Here is a 19,493-nt window from a genome sequence, read left to right as displayed (position 1 = left end):
GCAACCGGCGCGACGGGCGATACCGGCGCCACTGGAGCAACTGGTGCCACGGGCTCAACCGGAGCGACCGGATCCACCGGCGCGACGGGGGATACTGGAGCAACCGGCTCGACCGGAGCCACAGGTTCGACCGGTGCCACGGGCTCGACGGGAGCAACCGGAGCAACCGGAGCGACAGGTACCACGGGGGCAACGGGAGCCACAGGTGCGACGGGCGATACCGGCGCAACTGGAGCAACCGGCTCGACCGGAGCCACAGGTTCGACCGGTGCCACGGGCTCGACGGGAGCGACCGGAGCCACAGGTGCAACGGGCTATACCGGCGCGACGGGAGCGACTGGATCTACCGGTGCCACTGGCTCGACCGGCTCAACTGGAGCAACCGGCGCGACCGGTGCCACGGGCTCGACGGGGGCAACCGGAGCCACGGGTGCGACTGGCTCGACCGGAGCGACCGGAGCGACCGGAGCAACTGGTGCGACTGGTGCCACGGGCGCGACGGGAGCCACAGGTGCGACCGGCGATACCGGCGCAACTGGAGCAACTGGTGCCACCGGCTCGACCGGGGCAACTGGAGCGACTGGTGCCACAGGCTCGACGGGAGCAACCGGAGCCACAGGCTCGACGGGAGCAACTGGAGCCACAGGTGCGACGGGCGATACCGGCGCCACTGGAGCAACCGGTGCCACAGGCTCAACCGGAGCTACCGGATCCACAGGTGCGACCGGCGCCACTGGCGCAACAGGTGCCACCGGCTCAACCGGGGCTACCGGAGCAACGGGAGCCACAGGTGCGACGGGCGATACCGGCGCCACTGGAGCGACTGGTGCCGCCGGCTCAACCGGTGCCACCGGCGCAACGGGCGCCACAGGCTCAACCGGAGCGACGGGTAGCGGCGGTCCGACCGGAGCCACCGGACCGACAGGCCCAGGCGGCGAAACCGGGCATCAAGGTCCGCAGGGCAACAACGGGCACGGCAATGGCGAACAGAACGCGCCAGGCAATTCTGGCGACCACAACAATGCCGATAACAGCTCGCACCAAGGGCAGGGCAACTCTGCCGGTGGCCAAGGCAATGGAAATGGCGGGCCCCACGCCACCTTAACGGCAAGCACGCTGGGCCTGACGGACTCCAAGCAGTTCTTGCAGTCCGGCTCGTCCGGCGGCGGCGGCCCTGCCTCGTTCGGGAAGCTTGTCAGCCAGGCTGCCAATTCGGCCACGACCGATCTTTTGAACGTGCTCAACACGGTCAAAGGCTTTGGTCAGAACCAGAATAAGCCGTCCGGCGCGACGTCCGACCTGGTATCGGACAAGGGCAAGCAAGGTGCTGGCTACGGTCAGGCCGACGACACGCTGAAAAAGGCTCTGAAGGATATTCTGAAGCCGAATGACTGAGTGTCGGTCAAGAAAAGCACGCGCGGGCTTTGCGGAAACGCAGGGCCCGCGCCCTTGCGTCTTGGACAGAGGGAAAAGGCTCGTGCCGTGGCCTTGTTCGCATTACAATAGAGTTGCCGTGCACCCACGCCGGCGCAGTCGTTGCGGCAGCGTTCTCGAACCCTCGCAAGGTCGCAGGGGAAGTAGATGGTGAGCGTTCCTCAATACACCCTGGCTCAGCCGGTCCCAATCCGTACGGATATGGAAGCGCGCAAGGCCGGGAACGGTCACAAGATCGCAGAGGACCGGACCCCTGGCGGCCCCGCCGCTTTCGATCGGATCGGGCCGCGAGTCAAGGCAATGCTCCAGGTCGCCCGCTATCACGGTGTCGAACTGGATCCTAATGAATTCCGAGCAACGGCCGAAGGGTCGTTTCCAACCGCCTCCGACCTCTCGCAGTGGGCCCAGAACGCCGGGATGTGGTCTCGTGCGTTGCGTATCCGCTGGTCGCATCTGTTGCGCTTTGAGCACGCGGGGCCAATCGTCCTCCTGTTCAACGATGGCGGAGCCGGTCTCCTTGTCGGGGCAAGCGCCGAACACAACCTCGTTTTCCTCAAGAGCGTCGACGCTTCCGACGACGCGGACGCTCTACCAATCGACGAGCTCCGCCTCGCTCAGGTGTGGTCTGGCGAGGCCGTCTTGTTGCGGGCTGCGCGGTCCCACGTCGCGGCGGACGCGCCATTCACGTTTGGTTGGCTGATCGATCTGGTGCGGCTCGAGAGCCGCCCGCTACGCGACATTGGCATCGCCTCGTTTACGCTTAGTATTCTTACCGTTCTGCCACCTCTCATCGTAATGACGGTGGTCAACAAGGTGCTGCAGTTCAGCAGCCTTTCGACCTTGGTGCTTCTCTCGGCCGTGATTGCTGTTGTCTTCGTCTACGAGACACTACTCGGCCATGCTCGGCGGCTGATCGTCAACGTTGTCGGCGCGCGTCTGGACACGAAGCTCAATCTGCATGTTTTCGGCAGGCTGTTGCGCCTGCCTCTCGACTATTTCGAGCGGCATCCTGCAGGCGAGACGATGTATCACCTTGCCCAGGTTTATCGCATTCGTGAGTTCCTGACCGGCAAGCTCCTCAGCACTTTCCTGGATCTGATCACGCTGTGTGTCCTGATCCCGGTCATCTTCTACATAAATCCCATACTGGCCTGGATGGTGCTCGCCTGTGCGGTCGTGATCATGGCGACGATCTTCGCCTTCCTCGCGCCGCTGCGCCGACGCTATCAACGCGTCGTGGACGCGGAGACCTTGAAGGCAGCCGCGCTCGGCGAGACCGTCGTCGGCATCAAGACCGTCAAGGCGCTCGGGCTCGAACCGCAGCGCAAGGCGATGTGGGACGAACGGGTGGCCGACGCGGGCAAGGCGCGTCTCGCTTTCGGGCAACTGGCCAACTGGCCGCAGACTCTCGTCACGCCGATCGAGCGTGTGATGGTTCTCGGCACCATGCTCATCGGCGCCTATCTCGCGATGAACGACCGGTCGGGCTACATGGTCGGCAGCCTGTTCGCTTTCATGATGATCGCCCAGCGCGTCGCCCAGCCACTGGTCGGACTGGCACGGCTGGTCGAGGATTATGAGGAGGTCAGCGCCGCGATCGGGGAAGCCGCTTCGGTTCTCAACCGGCCATTGGAGAGCAGTTCCAATTCTGCCGGCCTGCGGCCAAGGCTCGTCGGCGAGATCAAGTTCAGCGATCTGACATTCAGTTACATCGGCACCAAGACACCGGCACTCGACCGGGTCAGCTTCGATGTCCCGGCCGGTACCATGTTCGGCATTGTCGGGCGCAGCGGATCAGGCAAATCGACGATCGCGCGCCTGTTGCAGGGAATAAACCGTGACTACAGCGGGTTCCTTAAGCTCGATGGGGTTGATCTCAAGGAAATCAACCTGCGCCATTTGCGCCAGGGACTGGGCGTCGTCCTTCAGGACAATTTTCTGTTCCGCGGCTCGATCAGGGACAACATCATCGCGGGACGTCCTGGTCTGACGCTGTCCGACGCGATGCGTGCCGCTCAACTGGCAGGTGCGGCCGAATTCATCGAGCGCATGCCGAACGGCTACGACACCTATATCGAGGAGGGTTCGCCCAACCTATCTGGCGGCCAGAAGCAGCGGCTGGCAATCGCTCGTGCGCTCGTTCACGATCCGACGATCCTGATCCTCGACGAGGCGACGAGCGCGCTCGATCCGGAGAGCGAGGCCGTAGTGAGCGCGAACCTGATGCGCATCGCCAGCGGTCGCACGATGATCATCGTTTCGCATCGGCTCGCCTCTTTAACCGAATGCGACCAGATCCTCGTCATCGACCAGGGCAAGGTGCTCGATGTCGCTTCTCACCCGGTGCTTCTGGAGCGGTGCGCTGTCTATCGCCAGCTCTGGTTCCAGCAGAACCGGCATCTTGACGGGCGTCATGGCCGTCTGGCGGCCGTGCCGTCTCGACCCGACTGAGCTGGCCGGCAATGAGCAGCACCACTCATTCCACCCTTCCAGTTCACCGGCGCCGGCGAGATGCGAGCGATCCGACTGCTCCTGCCATTCTTGAGTTCAAATGGCCGTCGACGGCAGTCGCCAATGCGCCGATTCCCTGGGTGGCGCGCAGTATCGTGTGGATTATCTCCAGCATGGTCGCCGCCTTGATTGTGCTCGCGGCGCTGATCCCCGTCGACCAGGTCGTCACCACAAGGGGGCTTGTGGTCTCGCAATCGCCCAACATCATCGTCCAGCCGTTGGAGACTGCGATCGTACGATCGATCGAGGTGCGCGAAGGCCAGCGTGTAAAGGCCGGCCAGGTGCTGGCTCGCCTGGATGCCACCTTCGCATCAGCGGACCTTACGGCGCTGGCCGCGCAGGTCTCAACCCTCGAAGCCGAAGTGGCGCGCCTCAAAGCCGAGGCCGAGGGCTTGCCTTTCAGCTATGATGGACTGGACCCGAGCTGGACATTGCAGGCCGCGATCTTCGATCGCCGCAAGGCGGTATACGATGCAAAGCTGGAAAGCTTCGACAGGCAGCGTGACGAGTTGAGCTCCGTCATCCGGCGCTCACAATCCGACGCAGAGGGCTATCGGCAGCGTCTGGCTGTCGCGGCATCGATCGAAAAGATGCGTCAGCAGCTCGAAGAAAGGCAGGTTGGGAGCCGTCTCAACACGCTTCTCGCCGAGGACAACTCGGCGGAGATGTCGCGCTCGCTGAACAACGCCGAGCAGACGACCGAGGCTGCCAAGCGTCAGCAGGCCGCGGCCGCAGCCGAGCGTGACGGCTACGTGCAGAGCTGGCGTGCCGATGTCTCGCAGAGCCTTTCGGAAGCGAATTCACGCATGTCGGACGCGCGCGAGCTTCTAAACAAGGCGAAGCTGCGCAAGCAGCTGGTGGAGTTGAAGAGCGAAGCCGATGCGACCGTTCAGTCGGTCGCCAAGGTGTCGGTGGGTTCGGTTCTGCAGTCCGGCGAGCGCCTGATCACACTTGTCCCATCCGACGCGGTGCTCGAGATCGAGACCAATATCGTTGGGCGCAGCAGCGGCTTCGTCCATGTCGGCGACCCTGTGGCTATCAAGTTCGATACCTTTCCCTACTCGCAATATGGCTTGGCGCATGGCACCGTTCGCGCGGTCAGCCCGGACTCCTTTTCGGCCAGGGAACAAGCGCGCGATCCAAACAGTTCGCTGGCAATGCTGCCCTCCGATGCGGACCTATTCTATCGCACCCAGATATCTATCGACGATGTCGCACTCCACGGTTTGCCGGCGGACTTCGCGATCAGTCCCGGCATGCCTGTGACTGCTGACGTGAAGGTGGGCCGCCGCACAGTGCTAAAATATCTGCTGGGCGCCCTGCTGCCGATCGGACAGGAAGCGATGCGGGAGCCCTAAATGGCGATCCTCGACCGCCTGACCGCACGTATTCATCCCGCGCTGGCACTTCGCCGGGCGGTTCAGCTCTCCGGCAGCGGCAAGCCTGAAGAAGCTTTTGTGCTGATGGCCATTGCCGCGCGCGGCGGCATTGTGGAAGCGCAATATCAGGTCGGCCGTTGCTACCTGGAAGGCGTTGGCGTGCCGCCAAGCCATTCGGAGGGCGCGCGCTGGTTGCGGCGCGCAGCCGATCGCGGCAGCCCCGATGCGCAAGCCCTCCTAGCTGCGCTCTGCGTAGCCGGGCTGGCGCCTCGCGAAACAGAGGATGGTTCGGAAGGCTTGTTCGAACGAAATGCCTCGGGAGAGCCAGACTTCGCGGCAGCGCTTGACCTCGCGCGGAAAGCCGCCGAAGCCGGATCCGCTACAGGACAAGCCCTGCTCGGCTACATACTGAGCAAAGGTCCAAAGGTGATGCGCGATCTTGATGCCGCGCATGGCTGGTACGAAAAATCAGCGGCCGCCGGTTGCCCGGAAGGATGTCTTGGCCTGGCGCTTTCTTTGACCCGGTTGAGGCAGCCGGAGCAGAGAACCAGAATCGCCACAGAGCTTCGTCGGGCGGCGGACGCCGGTCTGCCAACGGCGATCTATCTGCTTGCCGTGCTCACCGAGCACGGGATGGGAGTGGCGGTCGATCTGGACGCGGCTCAGCGGCTTTACAGGGATGCGGCAGAGACGGGACTCGCATCCGCTCAATTCCGGCTGGGGTTGGCACTCATCGAGGGCAACCTGGTGGATCTGGACCCTGTCGCCGGTGAAGCCTGGATGCGTCGCTCCGCGCTGGCAGGAAATGTCGAAGCCGCTTATCGCTTGGGCGAACTGTATGCGAGCCGGCCTCAGCGGGACCTTGCGGAGGCAGCGACCTGGTACCGCCGGGCTGCTGATGGCGGTCACCAGCCGGCCTTACGTGCATTGGCTTCGCTCTATCTCTCGGGCAATGGCGTGGCTCAGGACGTTGAGGAAGGAACTCGCTTGCTGCGTTCCGCAGCAGCCAGCGGCGACCGCGACTCCCAAGTTGATCTGGCAAACCTCGTCCTTGAAGGCGCAGGCGAATCAGATGACGCTGTCAGCGTAGCCGGATGGTTTGGGGCAACCGCATCATCAGGCGATCTGGTTGCGGCGTTCAATCTCGGCCTCTGCTTCGCGGAAGGCGTGGGTGTCGGCAAGGACCAGGAGCGTGCGGCGCGTTGGATGGGGCGGGCGGCCGAAGGCGTTGCCGAGGCGCAATATATGTATGCCCGCATGCTTCAGGAAGGACGAGGCGTGGCTGCCGATCAGAGGCAGGCTCGCGTCTGGTTTGAGCGTGCGGCAAAAGCTGGCCTTGTGGACGCGCAGGTCGCTCTTGCCGAAATGCTTTACAACGGTCGCGGTGGAGAACGCTCTGTCGTTGCCGCAGCCCATCTTTTCAAGCAAGCCGCCGCTGCTGGACATGCCGGGGCGATGTTCGCGATCGGGGCATTGTACGAGACCGGACAAGGCCTATCGATCAATCCTAAAGCGGCGCAGGAATGGTTTGCAGCGGCCGCTGAAAGAGGCCACGGGCATGCGCAGCTCATGCTTGGCCGCTATCTCTCCAGGGGCATTGCCGGCGACCATGACTCCGCTGCCGCCCGCATCTGGTTCGAGCGGGCGGCAGCGCACGGTGTCCAGGAAGCCTCCGACGAGCCCGCCGAAACATAGCGGCGATATAGCTCGCGATTTTTGGCTACCGGGATCGGTATCTGGGATACGTCTCAGATGTTCGCCGCCGTGAGGCATGCAAGCACGCAGGCCGCCGATCGACGCTCTGGCGGAAAAGCTTGAAGCGAGGGCAAACAGAGGCTCTCACCGGCCAGTTGGTGTTGAAGCGGGCTCGATCGGCTACATATTTAAGGCATGCCCGTCCGTCGAAAAGTCGACTTAGCAGAAAAACTGATAGCAGAGTGGCCACTCTCCCCAGCGGCAACACTTGGATCGTCCGTAAGGGCGAGGGGCATTTTCCTCGACATGCGGGCGCGCCTACCTCTTGCACTGAGAAAGCTGCTTCACATCGAATCCACGGTGCTCAGCCTGAGGCTGCCGGAAGGCGATGACGCCGATGTTGAATCGGCCTCCGCAATCATCACTCAAGCAATGCACAACATCGAAGACCTGCCGGTGATCCCCCGCGAAGTCGAGGACATCCTGACAATCTCCTCCGCCGAGCGGCACCGCTGGCTGAAGGACGGGCGCTTGCAGAGCGCCGGAACCAGAACGGTCAAACTTCGCGGCCGCGCAAGAAAGATCACCTTCCACGTCTTCGAGCCGCGCCATATCGAAGATGTGCTCGACCGCGACCTGGTCAGCGCCTGGCGGGACGAGGATGCCGCGACCTCTGCTGAGAACCGGCGACGCGCTGCCGCGAAGGCTGCCCTGAAGCGTGCTCAAAAAAGTGGCCGTAGGGGTTCAACTTCAGGCGATGGCGACCGGGACAATGCATCTCGCTCCAACTTGCGCGGCTGGGAGGATTTCGAGAGTGAGGGTCTTCTGCGCTGACAATTTTAAGGCGCGCCTCGGCAACTTGGCGGGCGATCCCGACTGACGGGCGTCAATGCTCAGAACTTGTAGACTCTGCCAAGCGGGCGTATAGTATTGTTTGGTTGCTACATGTTACAGAAGTATAGAATAAGAATTTAACAAATTTAAAACGAAGGACATTCGCCGGGGCGGAGGGCAACCGAGCGGTATCGGTTGGCGTGAACTCGTGGTCCTGGAGGCCGGCTATGGCGAAGACGATCAACAAGGGCTTGGGCGTTGGCCAGCCTGGGCCAGATCAGCCGTTTCTCGACACCACCGCCTACGGATCCGGGCCGGACGACTCTGTCTCGGATGTGACCGAGAACGCCGCCATCACCCACCACGTGGCCACGGTGAACGGGATTTCCGTTCCCTACACCGCGACAGCCGGTCATCTTGTCGCCGTCGATCCGTCGAGTTCGAAGCCGGCCGCCAAGGTCTTCTATGTCGCCTTCACGGCGGACGGCATGGACGCGACAACCCGGCCGGTGACCTTCTTCTACAATGGCGGGCCTGGCTCGTCATCGGTCTTCCTGCTGCTCGGCTCGTTTGCGCCCAGGCGCATCAGAACCAGCATGCCCGGCTTCACGCCGCCTCCGCCCTACGCCATGGAGGACAATCCCGATAGCCTGATCGAACGCAGCGACCTGGTCTACATCAACCCGGTCGGCACCGGCTATTCCGCGGCGATCGCACCTTTCAAGAATCGCGACTTCTGGGGAGTCGATCAGGACGCCGTCTCGATCAAGCAGTTCATCAAGCGGTATCTCAGCGCTTTCAATCGCTGGAACTCGCCGCGCTTCCTGCTCGGCGAATCCTACGGCACGGCTCGCAGCTGCGTGCTGGCTTGGCTGCTGCACGAGGACGGCCTCGACCTCAACGGAATCACGCTGCAATCCAGCGTGCTTGACTATCCCGCCAACTTCTCCAACGCGGTCGGCCTCATGCCGACCTTTGCCGCAGATGCGTGGTTTCACAAGAAGACCGGCATCGAGCCACTGCCAGCTGACCTCGCCTCATACATGGAGACCGTGACTCAGTTCGCGCAGGGCCCCTACAGCGCAGCACTTAACGCTTTCCCGAACCGCAGACCCCGTGGCGGTGGAGACGCTGAGCCGCTACCTCGGCTTGCCCGCCAGCGAACTCGGTGCTTGGCGGCTGAACGTGGAGGCTGCCGACCGGCTCGGTCATTCCGCCTTCCTAATCGAGCTTCTGCAGGACCAGGGCCTGGCGCTGGGCGCCTATGACGGGCGGGTGACCGGCATCGATACGGGCATATCGGCCATCGTCTCGCCCGATGGCGGCATGAACGACCCGACCATGGCGGCTGTGGGCGGTGTCTACACCACAATGTGGAACAGCTATCTCAGCAACGACCTCAAATTCACTGCCACCTCGAACTTCATCGACCTCAACGATCAGGCCTTCCAGTTTTGGGACTTTAGTCACACCGATCCGACGGGCGCAGTGCAGAAGCCGGACAGCCAGGGCAACCCGACCCTCTACACGGCAGGCGATCTCGCCGCCACAATGGCCGCCAATCCCGACCTGCTGGTGCTCTCGGCCAACGGCTACTACGATTCGGTGACGCCTTTTTTCCAAACCAAGCTGACGCTGGACACGATGCCGCTGGAGGACGCCCGGGTGCGCGCCAATCTTGCGATCAGAAATTACCCCTCGGGACACATGATCTACCTCGACGGCGCTTCGCGAACGGCCATGAAAGCCGATCTCGCCGCCATGTACGACCGGGCGGTCGGCACACGTCGCGCCCAGTTGCAAGCTAGAGCGGCGCTGTCGCGCGCGGTGCCCAACATCATCCGGCCCTATTTCAAGCTGCCCGGCGTCGGCGACGTCGCCTTCCGTCCTGCTGCTGCCGGTGCAGAAGCGTGGAATGTACCGGATCTGTGCCGGGCCTATGGCTGGCCGAGCGGCCTCGTCGGCGGCGGCGTCATCGCGATCATCGAGTTCGGCGGCGGGTGGGTGCAGAAGGATATTGATGCCTATTTCCGCTCGACGGGCCTGCCGGCACCGACCATCGTCGACGTGCCGATCGGGGGCGGCCGCAACGATGCGAACAAGCACTCCGGCAACCCGGCTGCCGACCCGGACCGCGAAGTCGCGCTCGACATCGAAGTCGCCGCCGCAGCCTATTCCGTGGCCACCGGCGATGCGGCAAGCATCCGCGTCTACTGGGCTGACGGGAGCGACTGGGGCGCGATGGCGACCGCGATCATCGCCGCCGCGGCCGACGGCTGTGATGTCTGCTCTGTGTCTTGGGGCTCCGACGAGGCCAACTGGACGTCGGCGGCAACAATGGCAGGCACCGACTATCCCGGCAGGCTGAATAAAGCGGCGGAGGCCGCCACCAAGGCCGGCATGATTGTCTTCGCCGCATCGGGCGACAACGATTCCTCGGACGGCGGGGCCGATCCGGCCAATGTTGACCTGCCGTCCTCCAGCCCGTTCGTCGTTGGCTGCGGCGGCACCATGAAGCCGCACGGCGCCAATGCGGAAGAGACCGTCTGGAACGACGATCCCGGCAACCCGAACGGCTCGGGAACGGGCGGCGGCTTCTCGGAGCTCTTCCGCCCCATGCCGGCATGGCAGGCGGGAGCTCCGCACGGCCCCGGCCGCATGGTGCCCGACGTCTCCGCCAGTGCCGATCCCTATACGGGCTACGGTGTCTTGGTGCACGGCCGGCAGGAAGTGATCGGCGGCACCAGCGCCGTGGCGCCGCTCTATGCCGGACTATTTGCCGCCTTCGGGCGCAAGCTCGGAATGGTGGCGCCGCAGCTTTGGCTGAACCACACCTGCTTCAACGACATAACCAGCGGCGATAACGGTTATTTCCGCGCCCGCATCGGCCCGGACCCCTGCACCGGCATCGGCACTCCTATCGCGGACAAATTGGGCGCGCTGTTTGAGGCGCCACGCAAGCCTGCTGCCGAAACGGCGCGCCCAGCGCCCCGCCGACGGCGAAATGCAGCGGCGGCTGCTTGAAACCGCCGGCGCTCCCGAAGACCTGATTGCGGCGCGACCCCCGGGACCCAGGCGGTTTGTATATGCTTGTATAGATAGTTCGATCGGCTAGGCTCGAGTGAGATCGCTAAGCAGACCGTTCCAAGGAGGATCGCATGCGCAACGCTCCGCTCTTCGACCTGTCGGGCCGGAAAGCGCTTGTTACCGGCGCAAGCCGCGGCATCGGGCGTTCCATTGCCGAGGCACTGAGCGCGGCCGGCGCCGATGTCGCCGTCACGGCACGCAGCCTTGCCTCGCTTGGGGAGACGACGGCAGCCATCGGCGCCGCAGGTGGAGTAGCGCATGCCATCGCCTTGGACGTCACCGATGTCGGCCGCTGCAGGACGGCGACAGCCGAGGCCACCAGCCTGCTCGGCGGTCTCGATATTCTCGTCAACAATGCCGGGATGGAGGAAGTCCGCCCCTCGCTCGATGTCGACGAGGCGCTTTGGGACAGAATCGTCGACACGAATCTCAAAGGCGCATTCTTCTGCGCCCAGGCCGCCGCGCAGCGCATGAAGGATGCCGGCCGGCCCGGCGCCATCATCAATCTTTGCTCGCTCACCTCCGAAGTCGGGATTCCGACGGCTGTGCCCTATGGCTCGTCGAAGTCGGGTCTGCTCGGCATGACGCGCGCGCTGGCGGCCGAGTGGGCGGATCTGGGGATCAGGGTCAACGCCATCGCCCCCGGCTATTTCAGGACAGCAATGACGGAAGTGTTCTACGGCAATGAGGCATGGCGGCAATCCATGCTCGCCAAGATTCCGCAGCACCGGTTCGGCGACCTATCGGACCTGCACGGGATTGCGGTATTCCTCGCCTCCGATGCCTCGGCCTACATAACCGGCCAGTCCATCCCCGTCGATGGCGGCTTTCTCGCGTCGATCTGAGGTGGCCTCCCATCAGCTGGGCTCGAGTTGGCGGGACGCAGAAAATGCTGACAGCTGTTATACGTACATGTATATGCTTTTGTAGTCTGGCAATTGTTCTACCTGCGATCCTTGCCCCGTATTGCCGGTCTCAAGGCCTTCCAGGCGTGTGACCGGCCATCGCCAATTGCCACTGCGTTCCAGGAGAAGGAGCAGCCATGTCCGATATCAGCTTCCACGACCTGTCGGCCCTCGATGCCGACCGGCGGGCCAGCCTGCTGAGGCGCGCCGAAACCGATCTTTCTGTCTTCGTCGAAAAAGTCCGTCCGATCATCGAGGCGGTCAGGACCGAAGGTGATGCGGCCCTGCTTCGGTTCGCGCGCGAGTTCGACAAGGCCGAAGTGGCCGATGGCGGGCTCAAGGTCTCGGAAGCGGAGTTCGGCGCGGCATTCGACAAGGTCGAAAAGGATGTCGTGGAGAGCATCCGGTTCGGTATCGAGAACATCAGGCATTTCCACGAGGAGCAGCGTCCGGAAACGATGTGGCTGAAGGAAGTCCGGCCGGGCGCCTATGCGGGTGACAGATACACCCCGATCGCCTCCGTGGCGCTTTATGTTCCGCGCGGCAAGGGCGCCTTCCCGTCGGTGACGATGATGACCTCGGTTCCGGCTGTGATTGCCGGCGTGCCCCAGATAGCGATCGTGACGCCGCCGACTTCCGATGGATCCGTCGATGCCGCGACCCTGGTTGCCGCACGCCTCGCCGGCGTCGAGACCGTGTACAAATGCGGTGGCGCCCAGGCGGTCGCTGCTGTCGCCTATGGCACCGAGACGGTGAAGCCCGCCGTCAAGATCGTCGGGCCGGGCAGTCCCTGGGTGGTGGCGGCAAAGAGCCTGCTGTCCTCGGTCATCAACACCGGCCTTCCAGCTGGCCCGTCCGAAGCGATCATCTTTGCCGATGACAGCGTCGATGGCGGCCTTGCCGCGCTGGACCTTTTGATCGAAGCCGAGCACGGGCCGGATTCCTCGGCCTATCTGGTGACGCACAGCCGCAAGGTCGCCGAGGCCGCCCTTGCGGCGCTGCCGCAGCATTGGTCCCGCATGAGCGAACAGCGCGTCGAATTCTCGCGCGCGGTGCTGACTGGAAAGCGCGGCGGCATCGTGCTTACCGCGTCCCTTGAAGACAGCTACCGCTTCATCAACGACTATGCCCCGGAGCATCTCGAGATCCTGTCGACGGAACCATTCGCGCATCTCGGGCACATCACCGAAGCGGCCGAAATCCTTATGGGTCCGCATACGCCGGTGACGCTCGCCAACTTTGTCCTCGGGCCCAATGCCGTGTTGCCGACCAGCCGGTGGGCGCGCACCTATGGGCCGCTGTCGGTCACGGATTTCGTCAAGCGCTCGTCGGTCGGCTATGTGACGTCGGCGGCCTATCCGGAACTCGCCCAGCATGCGCGCAGGCTCGCCCGCTACGAAGGCTTCAGCTCGCATGAAAACGCGGTGTCGGAAATCCGCAGCCAGTATCTCTCGGTCTGAGAGAAAGCGAAGACGATGAAGGCCGCGCGGCTTTACGGACCCGGCGACTTGCGGGTTGAGGATATCGCTGCCCCGGACGTCCCCGATGCGGGCTGGGTGAAGCTCAAGGTGGACGCCGCGGGCATATGCGGGTCCGACCTGCACAATTTCCGCACCGGCCAATGGATAAGCCGCTCGCCTTCGACGGCCGGCCATGAATTGACGGGCACGGTGATCGCCGTCGGAGAGGGCGTCGACACCATCGCCATTGGCGACCGGGTGGTCGCCGATTCCCGCTTCTGGTGCGGAGAGTGCGCGCAATGCCGTTGTGGCGGCCGGCATCTCTGCACCTCGCTCGGCTTCGTCGGCGAAATATGCGATGGCGGATTTGCCGAACAGGCGGTTCTCCCTGCGCGCCTGCTGCATCGTGTCGACGCCGCGCTTGACGTACGGGTGGCGGCGATGGCCGAGCCGCTCGCCGTTGCGCTGCACGCGGTGCGGCGCCTGCCGAAAACAGCAGGCTCGGTGCTTGTCCTCGGCTGCGGGACCATCGGCGGCCTTGCCGCGTTGCTGCTCTCGCGCACCTTCGCGGGCACTGTGCTGATCGCCGACCGCAACCAGGCCCGCTGCGCCCGCGTTGCCCGCGTGACCGGCGCCACGATCGTTGATCTGGACCCGCATGCCATTGCCTCAGCGACTGCGAATACCCCTTTGCTCGCGGCCGTCGAGGCGACAGGCAGCATCGCCGCGCTCGGTCAGTTGCTGGGTGTTCTCGGCCCGGGCGGCACCATTGCGATGGTCGGCATCTTCCACGGCCGGCTCGACATCGACCCAAACATGCTGGTCGAGCGGGAGATCGCGTTGCTGGGCTGCCACGCCTTCGCCGGCGAGCTTCCCGATGCCATCCGGATGCTGGGTGACCTGAGCGAGCCGCTGATCAGCCTGATCGACCGCGAGATCGGCCTGGATGACGTCCCCGCGGCCTATCAGCGGCTGTTGGCAGGCCAGGGCGACGGTTTGAAAACAATCATTCGAATGCGGCAACCTCTCGAGCATTCCCGATTTCCGATGCTTGCCGGAAAGGACATCTGAAATGAACACTTTGCCCGATACGGCCAGCCCCCTCTACGAGAAGGTCAAGGACTACATCCTGACGAACATCGGAACCGGCCGATGGAGCAAGGACCGTAAGCTGCCGTCGGAAAATGAATTCGTGGCAGCGCTTGGTGTGTCCAGGATGACGATTCACCGCGCCTTACGGGAACTGACCTCCGCGGGATTTCTGATCCGGCTCCAGGGGGTGGGAACATTCATCGCGCCGCCGCGGCCGCAATCGGCCCTGATCGAGATCAACAATATCGTCGCCGAGATCCTGGCACGCGGCAACAAGCATCGTTCCGAGGTTCTCGTCCTCGAAAAAATCATGCCGGCAAAGGAGCTTGCGCTGTCCTTCGAATTCGCCAGGCGCTCGTCGGTCTACCATTCCGTCGTCGTCAATTTCGAGAACGATCTGCCCGTGCAGCTGGAAGAGCGCTTCGTCAATCCGAGCCTGATACCCGACTACGACAAGCAGGATTTTTCCAAGACCGCTACCTACGACTACCTGATGCAGAAGACACCGGTGACCGAGGTCGAGCATATCATCTCGGCCATCCCCGCCGATGCCGAGACGGCGCGGCATCTGGGCATCGATGCCGGCAGCTGCTGCCTGCTTCTGAACCGCCGAACGTGGACGGGAGCGATCGTCGCCACCATTAGCAAGCTGACCTACGTCGGCAGCCGCTATTCGCTCGGCAGCCGGTACTCGCCTTCCAAAAGCGGCTGATCGCGACAAGCGAGTCCCGTTCCGGCGCAAACCGCGTGACGGATTTCCTGGATGCGCTCGACCCGAACGCCATGCGGCAAACGGATGCGGCCCGATGCCCAGGAAGCCGCGGGTTCGAGCGGCTCCAGCTTGTATATGCATGTATGTATTTTCGCCTTGACATTCACCGCCGCTGACGTTGACTATCCTTGCGCTTCCGTTGAAGTGGCAGGTAAGACGCCGAGGCACAGTGCCGCAAGAGCATAAGCCTGCATTCTCATCCAGGCCGGATATCCAGTTCAAAGAGCGTCGCGATCATAAAGGGGAACAGAGATGATGCATAACCTAGCAGGACAATTTCGTGCACTCGTCGCGGCTGCCGTCATCGGGTTCGCCCCGGCGGCCTATGCCGCCGACGCGGCCATTCCCGCGAAACCTGAAGCGGGAACCTTCAAGATCGGCATCGAGCCATGGCTCGGCTATGGCCAGTGGCACGTCGCCGAAGCCAAGGGTCTTTTCAAGGCAAGCGGGCTGTCGGACGTCCAAATCGTCAACTTCGCCGAGGACAAGGACATCAACGCCGCGCTCGCGAGCGGCCAGCTCGATGGCGCCAACATCGCGACCCATACCGCGATGGGCATGGTTGCGGCGGGCCTTCCGGTGAAGATCGTGCTGTTGCTCGACGTCAGCATGACGGCCGACGCCATGATCGCCGGTAAGGACATTTCCTCCGTCGCCGACCTCAAGGGCAAGCAGGTCGCCTTCGAGGAGGGCACGACCAGCGACATCCTGCTCAAATATGCCCTTGCCAAGAACGGCATGTCCATTGCCGATGTGCAGCCGGTGCCGATGCCGGCGGCTGACGCCGGCAGCGCGCTGATTGCCGGGCAGGTCCCGGTCGCGGTCACCTACGAACCTTATCTCACCGCGGCCAGGGCGCAGAACAAGGACGTCAAGCTCCTCTTAACCGCCGGCGAGGATCCCGGCCTGATCAGCGACGTGCTTGTGGTGCGCGACGAGGTGATCAAGTCGCGTCCCGGCCAGGTGCTTGCCATGATCAAGACCTGGGATGCGGCCCTGAAAGACTACAATGGCGACACCGCTGGCGGCCGCGCCATCATTTCCAAGGCCGTCGGTTCCAGTGTCGAGGACCTCAACACCGCCTTCGACGGCGTGCGCTATTATTCCCTCGCCGAGAACAAGAGCGCTCTGACCGGCGAGTTCTCCACCAAGACATTCGCTGATGTCGAAGCCGCCGCCAAGAATGCCGGGCTCCTCCAGGCCGACGTGACGCCGGAGCAGATGATCGACCCGTCATTCGTCAAGGCCGCGGAATGACCAAGGCTGCGTTACGGTGGTAGCGCGGATGTCCGAGCAGCGCGCCGCCAAAACGAGCCAGTCCGGCCCAGCACAAAGACCGGCTGCGAGACCGGTGTCGCGCCGACGATCCTCCGGGATCGGCGCGCCCATCACGCGGTCGCGTTTCCTGATGATCGCCGTGGCCGTTTTTGCCGGCCTCGGCCTTGCCTGGTGGGCGGCGACAGGCCTGGAGCTGGTGAAGCCCATCTTCCTGCCTTCGCCGGAAAGCGTGGCGGGGCAGCTCGGCAAGCTCTGGAGCGACGGCACGTTGTGGCTGGACCTCAAGGCCTCGATATATCGCATCTCCGTCGGCTTCCTGATCGCCTCGGCACTGGCGATTCCGATCGGCGTGCTGATCGGCAGCTTCAGGGTCTGGGAAGCTGCCATTGAGCCGCTTGTGGATTTCATCCGCTATATGCCGGTGGTCGCCTTCGTGCCGCTTTCGATCCTGTGGTCGGGCACCGGCGATGCCCAGAAGTTCCTGATCATCTTCATTGGCACCTTCTTCCAGCAGGTTCTGATGATCATGGACAATGTGAAGCGGGTTCCAACGGATTTCGTCGGCCTCGGCAGGACGCTCGGCCTGCCGGACCGCAAGATCCTGACGCGGATCGTGGTTCCCAGCGCCCTGCCAGGCATCTGGGACACGCTGCGCATCAGCCTGGGCTGGGCGTGGACCTGGCTCGTGCTGGCGGAACTCGTCGCGGCGACTTCCGGCCTCGGCTACCGCATCACCGTGTCGCAGCGCTATTTCCAGACCAACACCATCATCGGCTACATCCTGCTGTTGGGCGTGCTCGGTCTCATCACAGACCAGGTGATGAAGGCGCTGGGAAAGGTGCTGTTCCGGCAGGAAGGCCACGCGCAATGAGGTTCGGCCGATGAGTTTGCCCAAACTGCGCGTCGAAGGCCTGCACAAGAGCTTTGGCACCGGGGAGCGGCGCACCCAGGTGCTGCGCGACATCAATCTCGACCTTGCCGACAACGAGTTCGTCTCGCTGGTGGGCACGTCGGGTTGCGGCAAGAGCACGCTGCTGTCGATCGTGGCCGGGCTGCAGGATTTCGACGCGGGCGAGCTCGACATCGACGGCTCCCCGATCCTCAAGCCGGGCCTCGATCGCGGCGTCGTCTTCCAGTCCTACACGCTGCTGCCCTGGCTGACGGCGCAGCAGAACATAGAATTTGCCCTCAAGGCCGCGGGCTATGATCGCTCGACCTGCCGCAGGATCGCGCGCGAGCATCTCGACCTCGTCAAGCTCCCGCACTGCGCCGACCTCTATCCGTCGGAATTGTCGGGCGGCATGAAGCAGCGCGTCGCCATCGCGCGGGCGCTGTCTTATCGCCCCAAGATGCTGCTCATGGACGAGCCCTTCGGCGCGCTCGACGCCTTGACCAGGCACCAGATGCAGGAGCTGCTGACGCAGATCTGGGAGGAGCATCGGCTAACCGTGCTCTTCGTCACCCATGACGTGGAGGAGGCCGTCTACCTGTCCGATCGCATCGTCGTCATGGGGATCGGCCCGGGACGCATCATGCGAACCTTCAACGTCGACATAGAGCGCCCGCGCCGGGAAGAGATCATGGAAAGCGCGGAGTTCATGGACCTGCAGCGCAATGTCCACAAGGCGATCCGAGAAGCTTCGAGACGTCCAGAAACGGCATGAGGCGAGCCAGCCTTGCCGGCCGCCCACAGTATCGCCGGCGTTGAATTGGCGGCGCGGTTATACGGGAGGACGCGGGATTAGTTTAGTCCTCCTTGTGATCCCTGGGTTCGCCAGACCATACGAGAGAATACGAAGGGGACAGGACATGGAAAGCCGCGTCAACGAATTGCTCGCCAACATTTGACGACAGGTTTCTCGAGAACTCTCCCGACCCGCGGCTGGAAACAGTCGCGGGTCGAAGGTTCGAAAAAGTAGCGCCACGGCAATACTCCCTCGACACCTGGCCAACCTCTCGCCCAGGTCGGTATGGCGAATTCGCTGGCGAGTCTCGATGGTGCGGCCTTCGCGGGCTGATCTTTGGACGGCGGCGCCATGACGGCTGCCCGTCAGCCATCTCGCAAGGGTCACTTTCAACAGTGCCTTGCGCGCGCACTGCGGGGACGGCACAGCCGTCATTTGATGACGTTCTAGTGAGTTCCACAGCCCATGTTGCCCGAGCGCAACACGGCCGAACGCGCGCCGCGTCGAACGCGCCGCGTTAGGGCAGGGGAGCCTAGCAGCTCCCCTGCTCAACCTGGGAAGATCGTGAAACCGCCATCGACGCGGATGACCTGCCCGTTGATGAAGCGCGCGCGGGGGCCGGCGAGAAAGGCCACCGCTTCGGCGATCTCTTCCGGCTCCGCATACCGGTTTAGCGTTTTCTTGCTCGAGTCCATGCGCGCCGGATCGACCACGCGGGTCGCCTGGAACCGTGCGGTCTTGGTCGCGCCGGGGCTGACCGCATTGATGCGCACGCCGTCGTCGATCAGTTCCTTGGCGAGGCAGCGCGTGTAATGCACGACCGCGGCCTTCAACGTCGAGTAGACGACCTCGGGCGAGCAGCCGAGGTGAGCCGCCGCCGACGCGATGTTGATAACGGAGCCGCCGCCGCGCTGCTTCATGGGCGGCACGAAGGCCTGGCAGACCAGCATCGTGCCGATCAGATTGTTCTCGGTCAGCACGCGGATGTCCTCGAGTTCGATGTCGAGGGCGTTGTTCGGGTTCGGCTTGCCGCCCCTGGCGCCGATGTCGCCCCCGGCACAATTGACCAGCACATGCACGTCGCCGAGATCGGCCTCGATTTTGCGCTTCATCTCGGCCACCGCCTCCCGGTCGCCAATGTTGCCGGTCACCCACGTGACCTTCGTCCCATGCCGCTTCAGGCGCTCGACCACCTCGCCGAGATTGGCGAACTCGCCGTATTTGGCCGGAGCTGTTTCGTCGATGTCGTGGACCGCGACATTGGCGCCGAGTTCCGCCAGGCGCTCGGCCATCACCCGGCCAAGACCTCGGCCGGAACCGGTCACGAAGGCGGTCAATCCATCGAGTTCACGTGTCGTCAC

General features: G+C 63.6%; 15 protein-coding genes. 14 read left to right on the top strand and 1 reads right to left on the bottom strand.

The features are described 5' to 3' along the window. Positions 1-1,230: 1,230 nt before the first annotated feature. The 14 genes from LB553_RS16455 to LB553_RS16390 all read left to right on the top strand — a co-directional run bounded on the left by LB553_RS16455 (position 1,231) and on the right by LB553_RS16390 (position 18,111). Positions 1,231-1,395 carry a hypothetical protein gene (locus tag LB553_RS16455; protein WP_224514867.1) on the top strand — a complete coding sequence of 55 codons (165 nt, stop codon included), beginning with the start codon at positions 1,231-1,233 and terminating at the stop codon, positions 1,393-1,395. A 186-nt stretch (positions 1,396-1,581) separates the two neighbouring features. Further along, positions 1,582-3,885, top strand: a complete 2,304-nt coding sequence (locus tag LB553_RS16450) for a peptidase domain-containing ABC transporter (RefSeq protein ID WP_224514865.1) — start codon at positions 1,582-1,584, stop codon at positions 3,883-3,885. Positions 3,886-4,025: 140 nt separating this feature from the next. Beyond that, positions 4,026-5,303, top strand: coding sequence for an HlyD family type I secretion periplasmic adaptor subunit (locus LB553_RS16445; protein WP_224514863.1), 1,278 nt, complete (start codon positions 4,026-4,028; stop codon positions 5,301-5,303). Then, entirely contained in the window at positions 5,304-7,019 is a 1,716-nt protein-coding gene (locus tag LB553_RS16440) for a tetratricopeptide repeat protein (protein WP_224514861.1), read from the top strand. Between the two features lie 195 nt (positions 7,020-7,214). Beyond that, positions 7,215-7,853: a hypothetical protein gene (locus tag LB553_RS16435; RefSeq protein WP_224514859.1), complete on the top strand. Its 639-nt coding sequence runs from the start codon at positions 7,215-7,217 to the stop codon at positions 7,851-7,853. Positions 7,854-8,080: 227 nt separating this feature from the next. After that, complete coding sequence (locus LB553_RS16430; protein ID WP_224514857.1) at positions 8,081-9,121, top strand: S10 family serine carboxypeptidase-like protein; 1,041 nt, start codon at positions 8,081-8,083, stop codon at positions 9,119-9,121. Between the two features lie 58 nt (positions 9,122-9,179). Continuing rightward, positions 9,180-10,877 (top strand): S8 family serine peptidase, encoded by a 1,698-nt coding sequence (locus LB553_RS16425; RefSeq protein WP_318011504.1) that lies wholly within the window; start codon positions 9,180-9,182, stop codon positions 10,875-10,877. A gap of 134 nt (positions 10,878-11,011) precedes the next feature. Then, the gene (locus LB553_RS16420) at positions 11,012-11,785 is read left to right on the top strand and encodes an SDR family NAD(P)-dependent oxidoreductase (RefSeq protein WP_224514854.1); all 774 of its coding nucleotides are present in this window, start codon (positions 11,012-11,014) and stop codon (positions 11,783-11,785) included. A gap of 197 nt (positions 11,786-11,982) precedes the next feature. After that, on the top strand, positions 11,983-13,305 hold the full coding sequence (hisD, locus tag LB553_RS16415; protein WP_224514851.1) for a histidinol dehydrogenase: 1,323 nt from the start codon (positions 11,983-11,985) through the stop codon (positions 13,303-13,305). 15 nt (positions 13,306-13,320) lie between these two features. Next, positions 13,321-14,376: a zinc-dependent alcohol dehydrogenase gene (locus tag LB553_RS16410; protein WP_224514849.1), complete on the top strand. Its 1,056-nt coding sequence runs from the start codon at positions 13,321-13,323 to the stop codon at positions 14,374-14,376. A 1-nt stretch (position 14,377) separates the two neighbouring features. Next, entirely contained in the window at positions 14,378-15,109 is a 732-nt protein-coding gene (hutC, locus tag LB553_RS16405) for a histidine utilization repressor (protein WP_224514847.1), read from the top strand. Positions 15,110-15,424: 315 nt separating this feature from the next. After that, positions 15,425-16,426, top strand: a complete 1,002-nt coding sequence (locus tag LB553_RS16400; protein ID WP_224514875.1) for an ABC transporter substrate-binding protein — start codon at positions 15,425-15,427, stop codon at positions 16,424-16,426. A gap of 28 nt (positions 16,427-16,454) precedes the next feature. After that, entirely contained in the window at positions 16,455-17,318 is an 864-nt protein-coding gene (locus LB553_RS16395; protein ID WP_411962143.1) for an ABC transporter permease, read from the top strand. A gap of 10 nt (positions 17,319-17,328) precedes the next feature. Beyond that, entirely contained in the window at positions 17,329-18,111 is a 783-nt protein-coding gene (locus LB553_RS16390; protein WP_224514843.1) for an ABC transporter ATP-binding protein, read from the top strand. A gap of 569 nt (positions 18,112-18,680) precedes the next feature. Here the strand turns inward: LB553_RS16390 and LB553_RS16385 are convergent. Then, a complete protein-coding gene (locus LB553_RS16385; RefSeq protein WP_224514841.1) occupies positions 18,681-19,493 on the bottom strand; it encodes an SDR family NAD(P)-dependent oxidoreductase in 813 nt (270 codons plus the stop codon).

The sequence above is a fragment of the Mesorhizobium sp. CA8 genome, from assembly GCF_020164955.1.
GTDB lineage: Bacteria > Pseudomonadota > Alphaproteobacteria > Rhizobiales > Rhizobiaceae > Mesorhizobium.
This window is presented reverse-complemented; position numbering and strand designations above follow the sequence as displayed.

Coding starts and splice junctions, on each gene's coding strand:
- LB553_RS16410 (WP_224514849.1), top strand. CDS start 13,321: ATGAAGGCCGCGCGGCTTTACGGACCCGGCGACTTGCGGGTTGAGGAT.
- LB553_RS16440 (WP_224514861.1), top strand. CDS start 5,304: ATGGCGATCCTCGACCGCCTGACCGCACGTATTCATCCCGCGCTGGCA.
- hisD (WP_224514851.1), top strand. CDS start 11,983: ATGTCCGATATCAGCTTCCACGACCTGTCGGCCCTCGATGCCGACCGG.
- LB553_RS16435 (WP_224514859.1), top strand. CDS start 7,215: ATGCCCGTCCGTCGAAAAGTCGACTTAGCAGAAAAACTGATAGCAGAG.
- hutC (WP_224514847.1), top strand. CDS start 14,378: ATGAACACTTTGCCCGATACGGCCAGCCCCCTCTACGAGAAGGTCAAG.
- LB553_RS16430 (WP_224514857.1), top strand. CDS start 8,081: ATGGCGAAGACGATCAACAAGGGCTTGGGCGTTGGCCAGCCTGGGCCA.
- LB553_RS16390 (WP_224514843.1), top strand. CDS start 17,329: ATGAGTTTGCCCAAACTGCGCGTCGAAGGCCTGCACAAGAGCTTTGGC.
- LB553_RS16395 (WP_411962143.1), top strand. CDS start 16,455: ATGTCCGAGCAGCGCGCCGCCAAAACGAGCCAGTCCGGCCCAGCACAA.
- LB553_RS16450 (WP_224514865.1), top strand. CDS start 1,582: ATGGTGAGCGTTCCTCAATACACCCTGGCTCAGCCGGTCCCAATCCGT.
- LB553_RS16425 (WP_318011504.1), top strand. CDS start 9,180: ATGAACGACCCGACCATGGCGGCTGTGGGCGGTGTCTACACCACAATG.
- LB553_RS16400 (WP_224514875.1), top strand. CDS start 15,425: ATGCATAACCTAGCAGGACAATTTCGTGCACTCGTCGCGGCTGCCGTC.
- LB553_RS16420 (WP_224514854.1), top strand. CDS start 11,012: ATGCGCAACGCTCCGCTCTTCGACCTGTCGGGCCGGAAAGCGCTTGTT.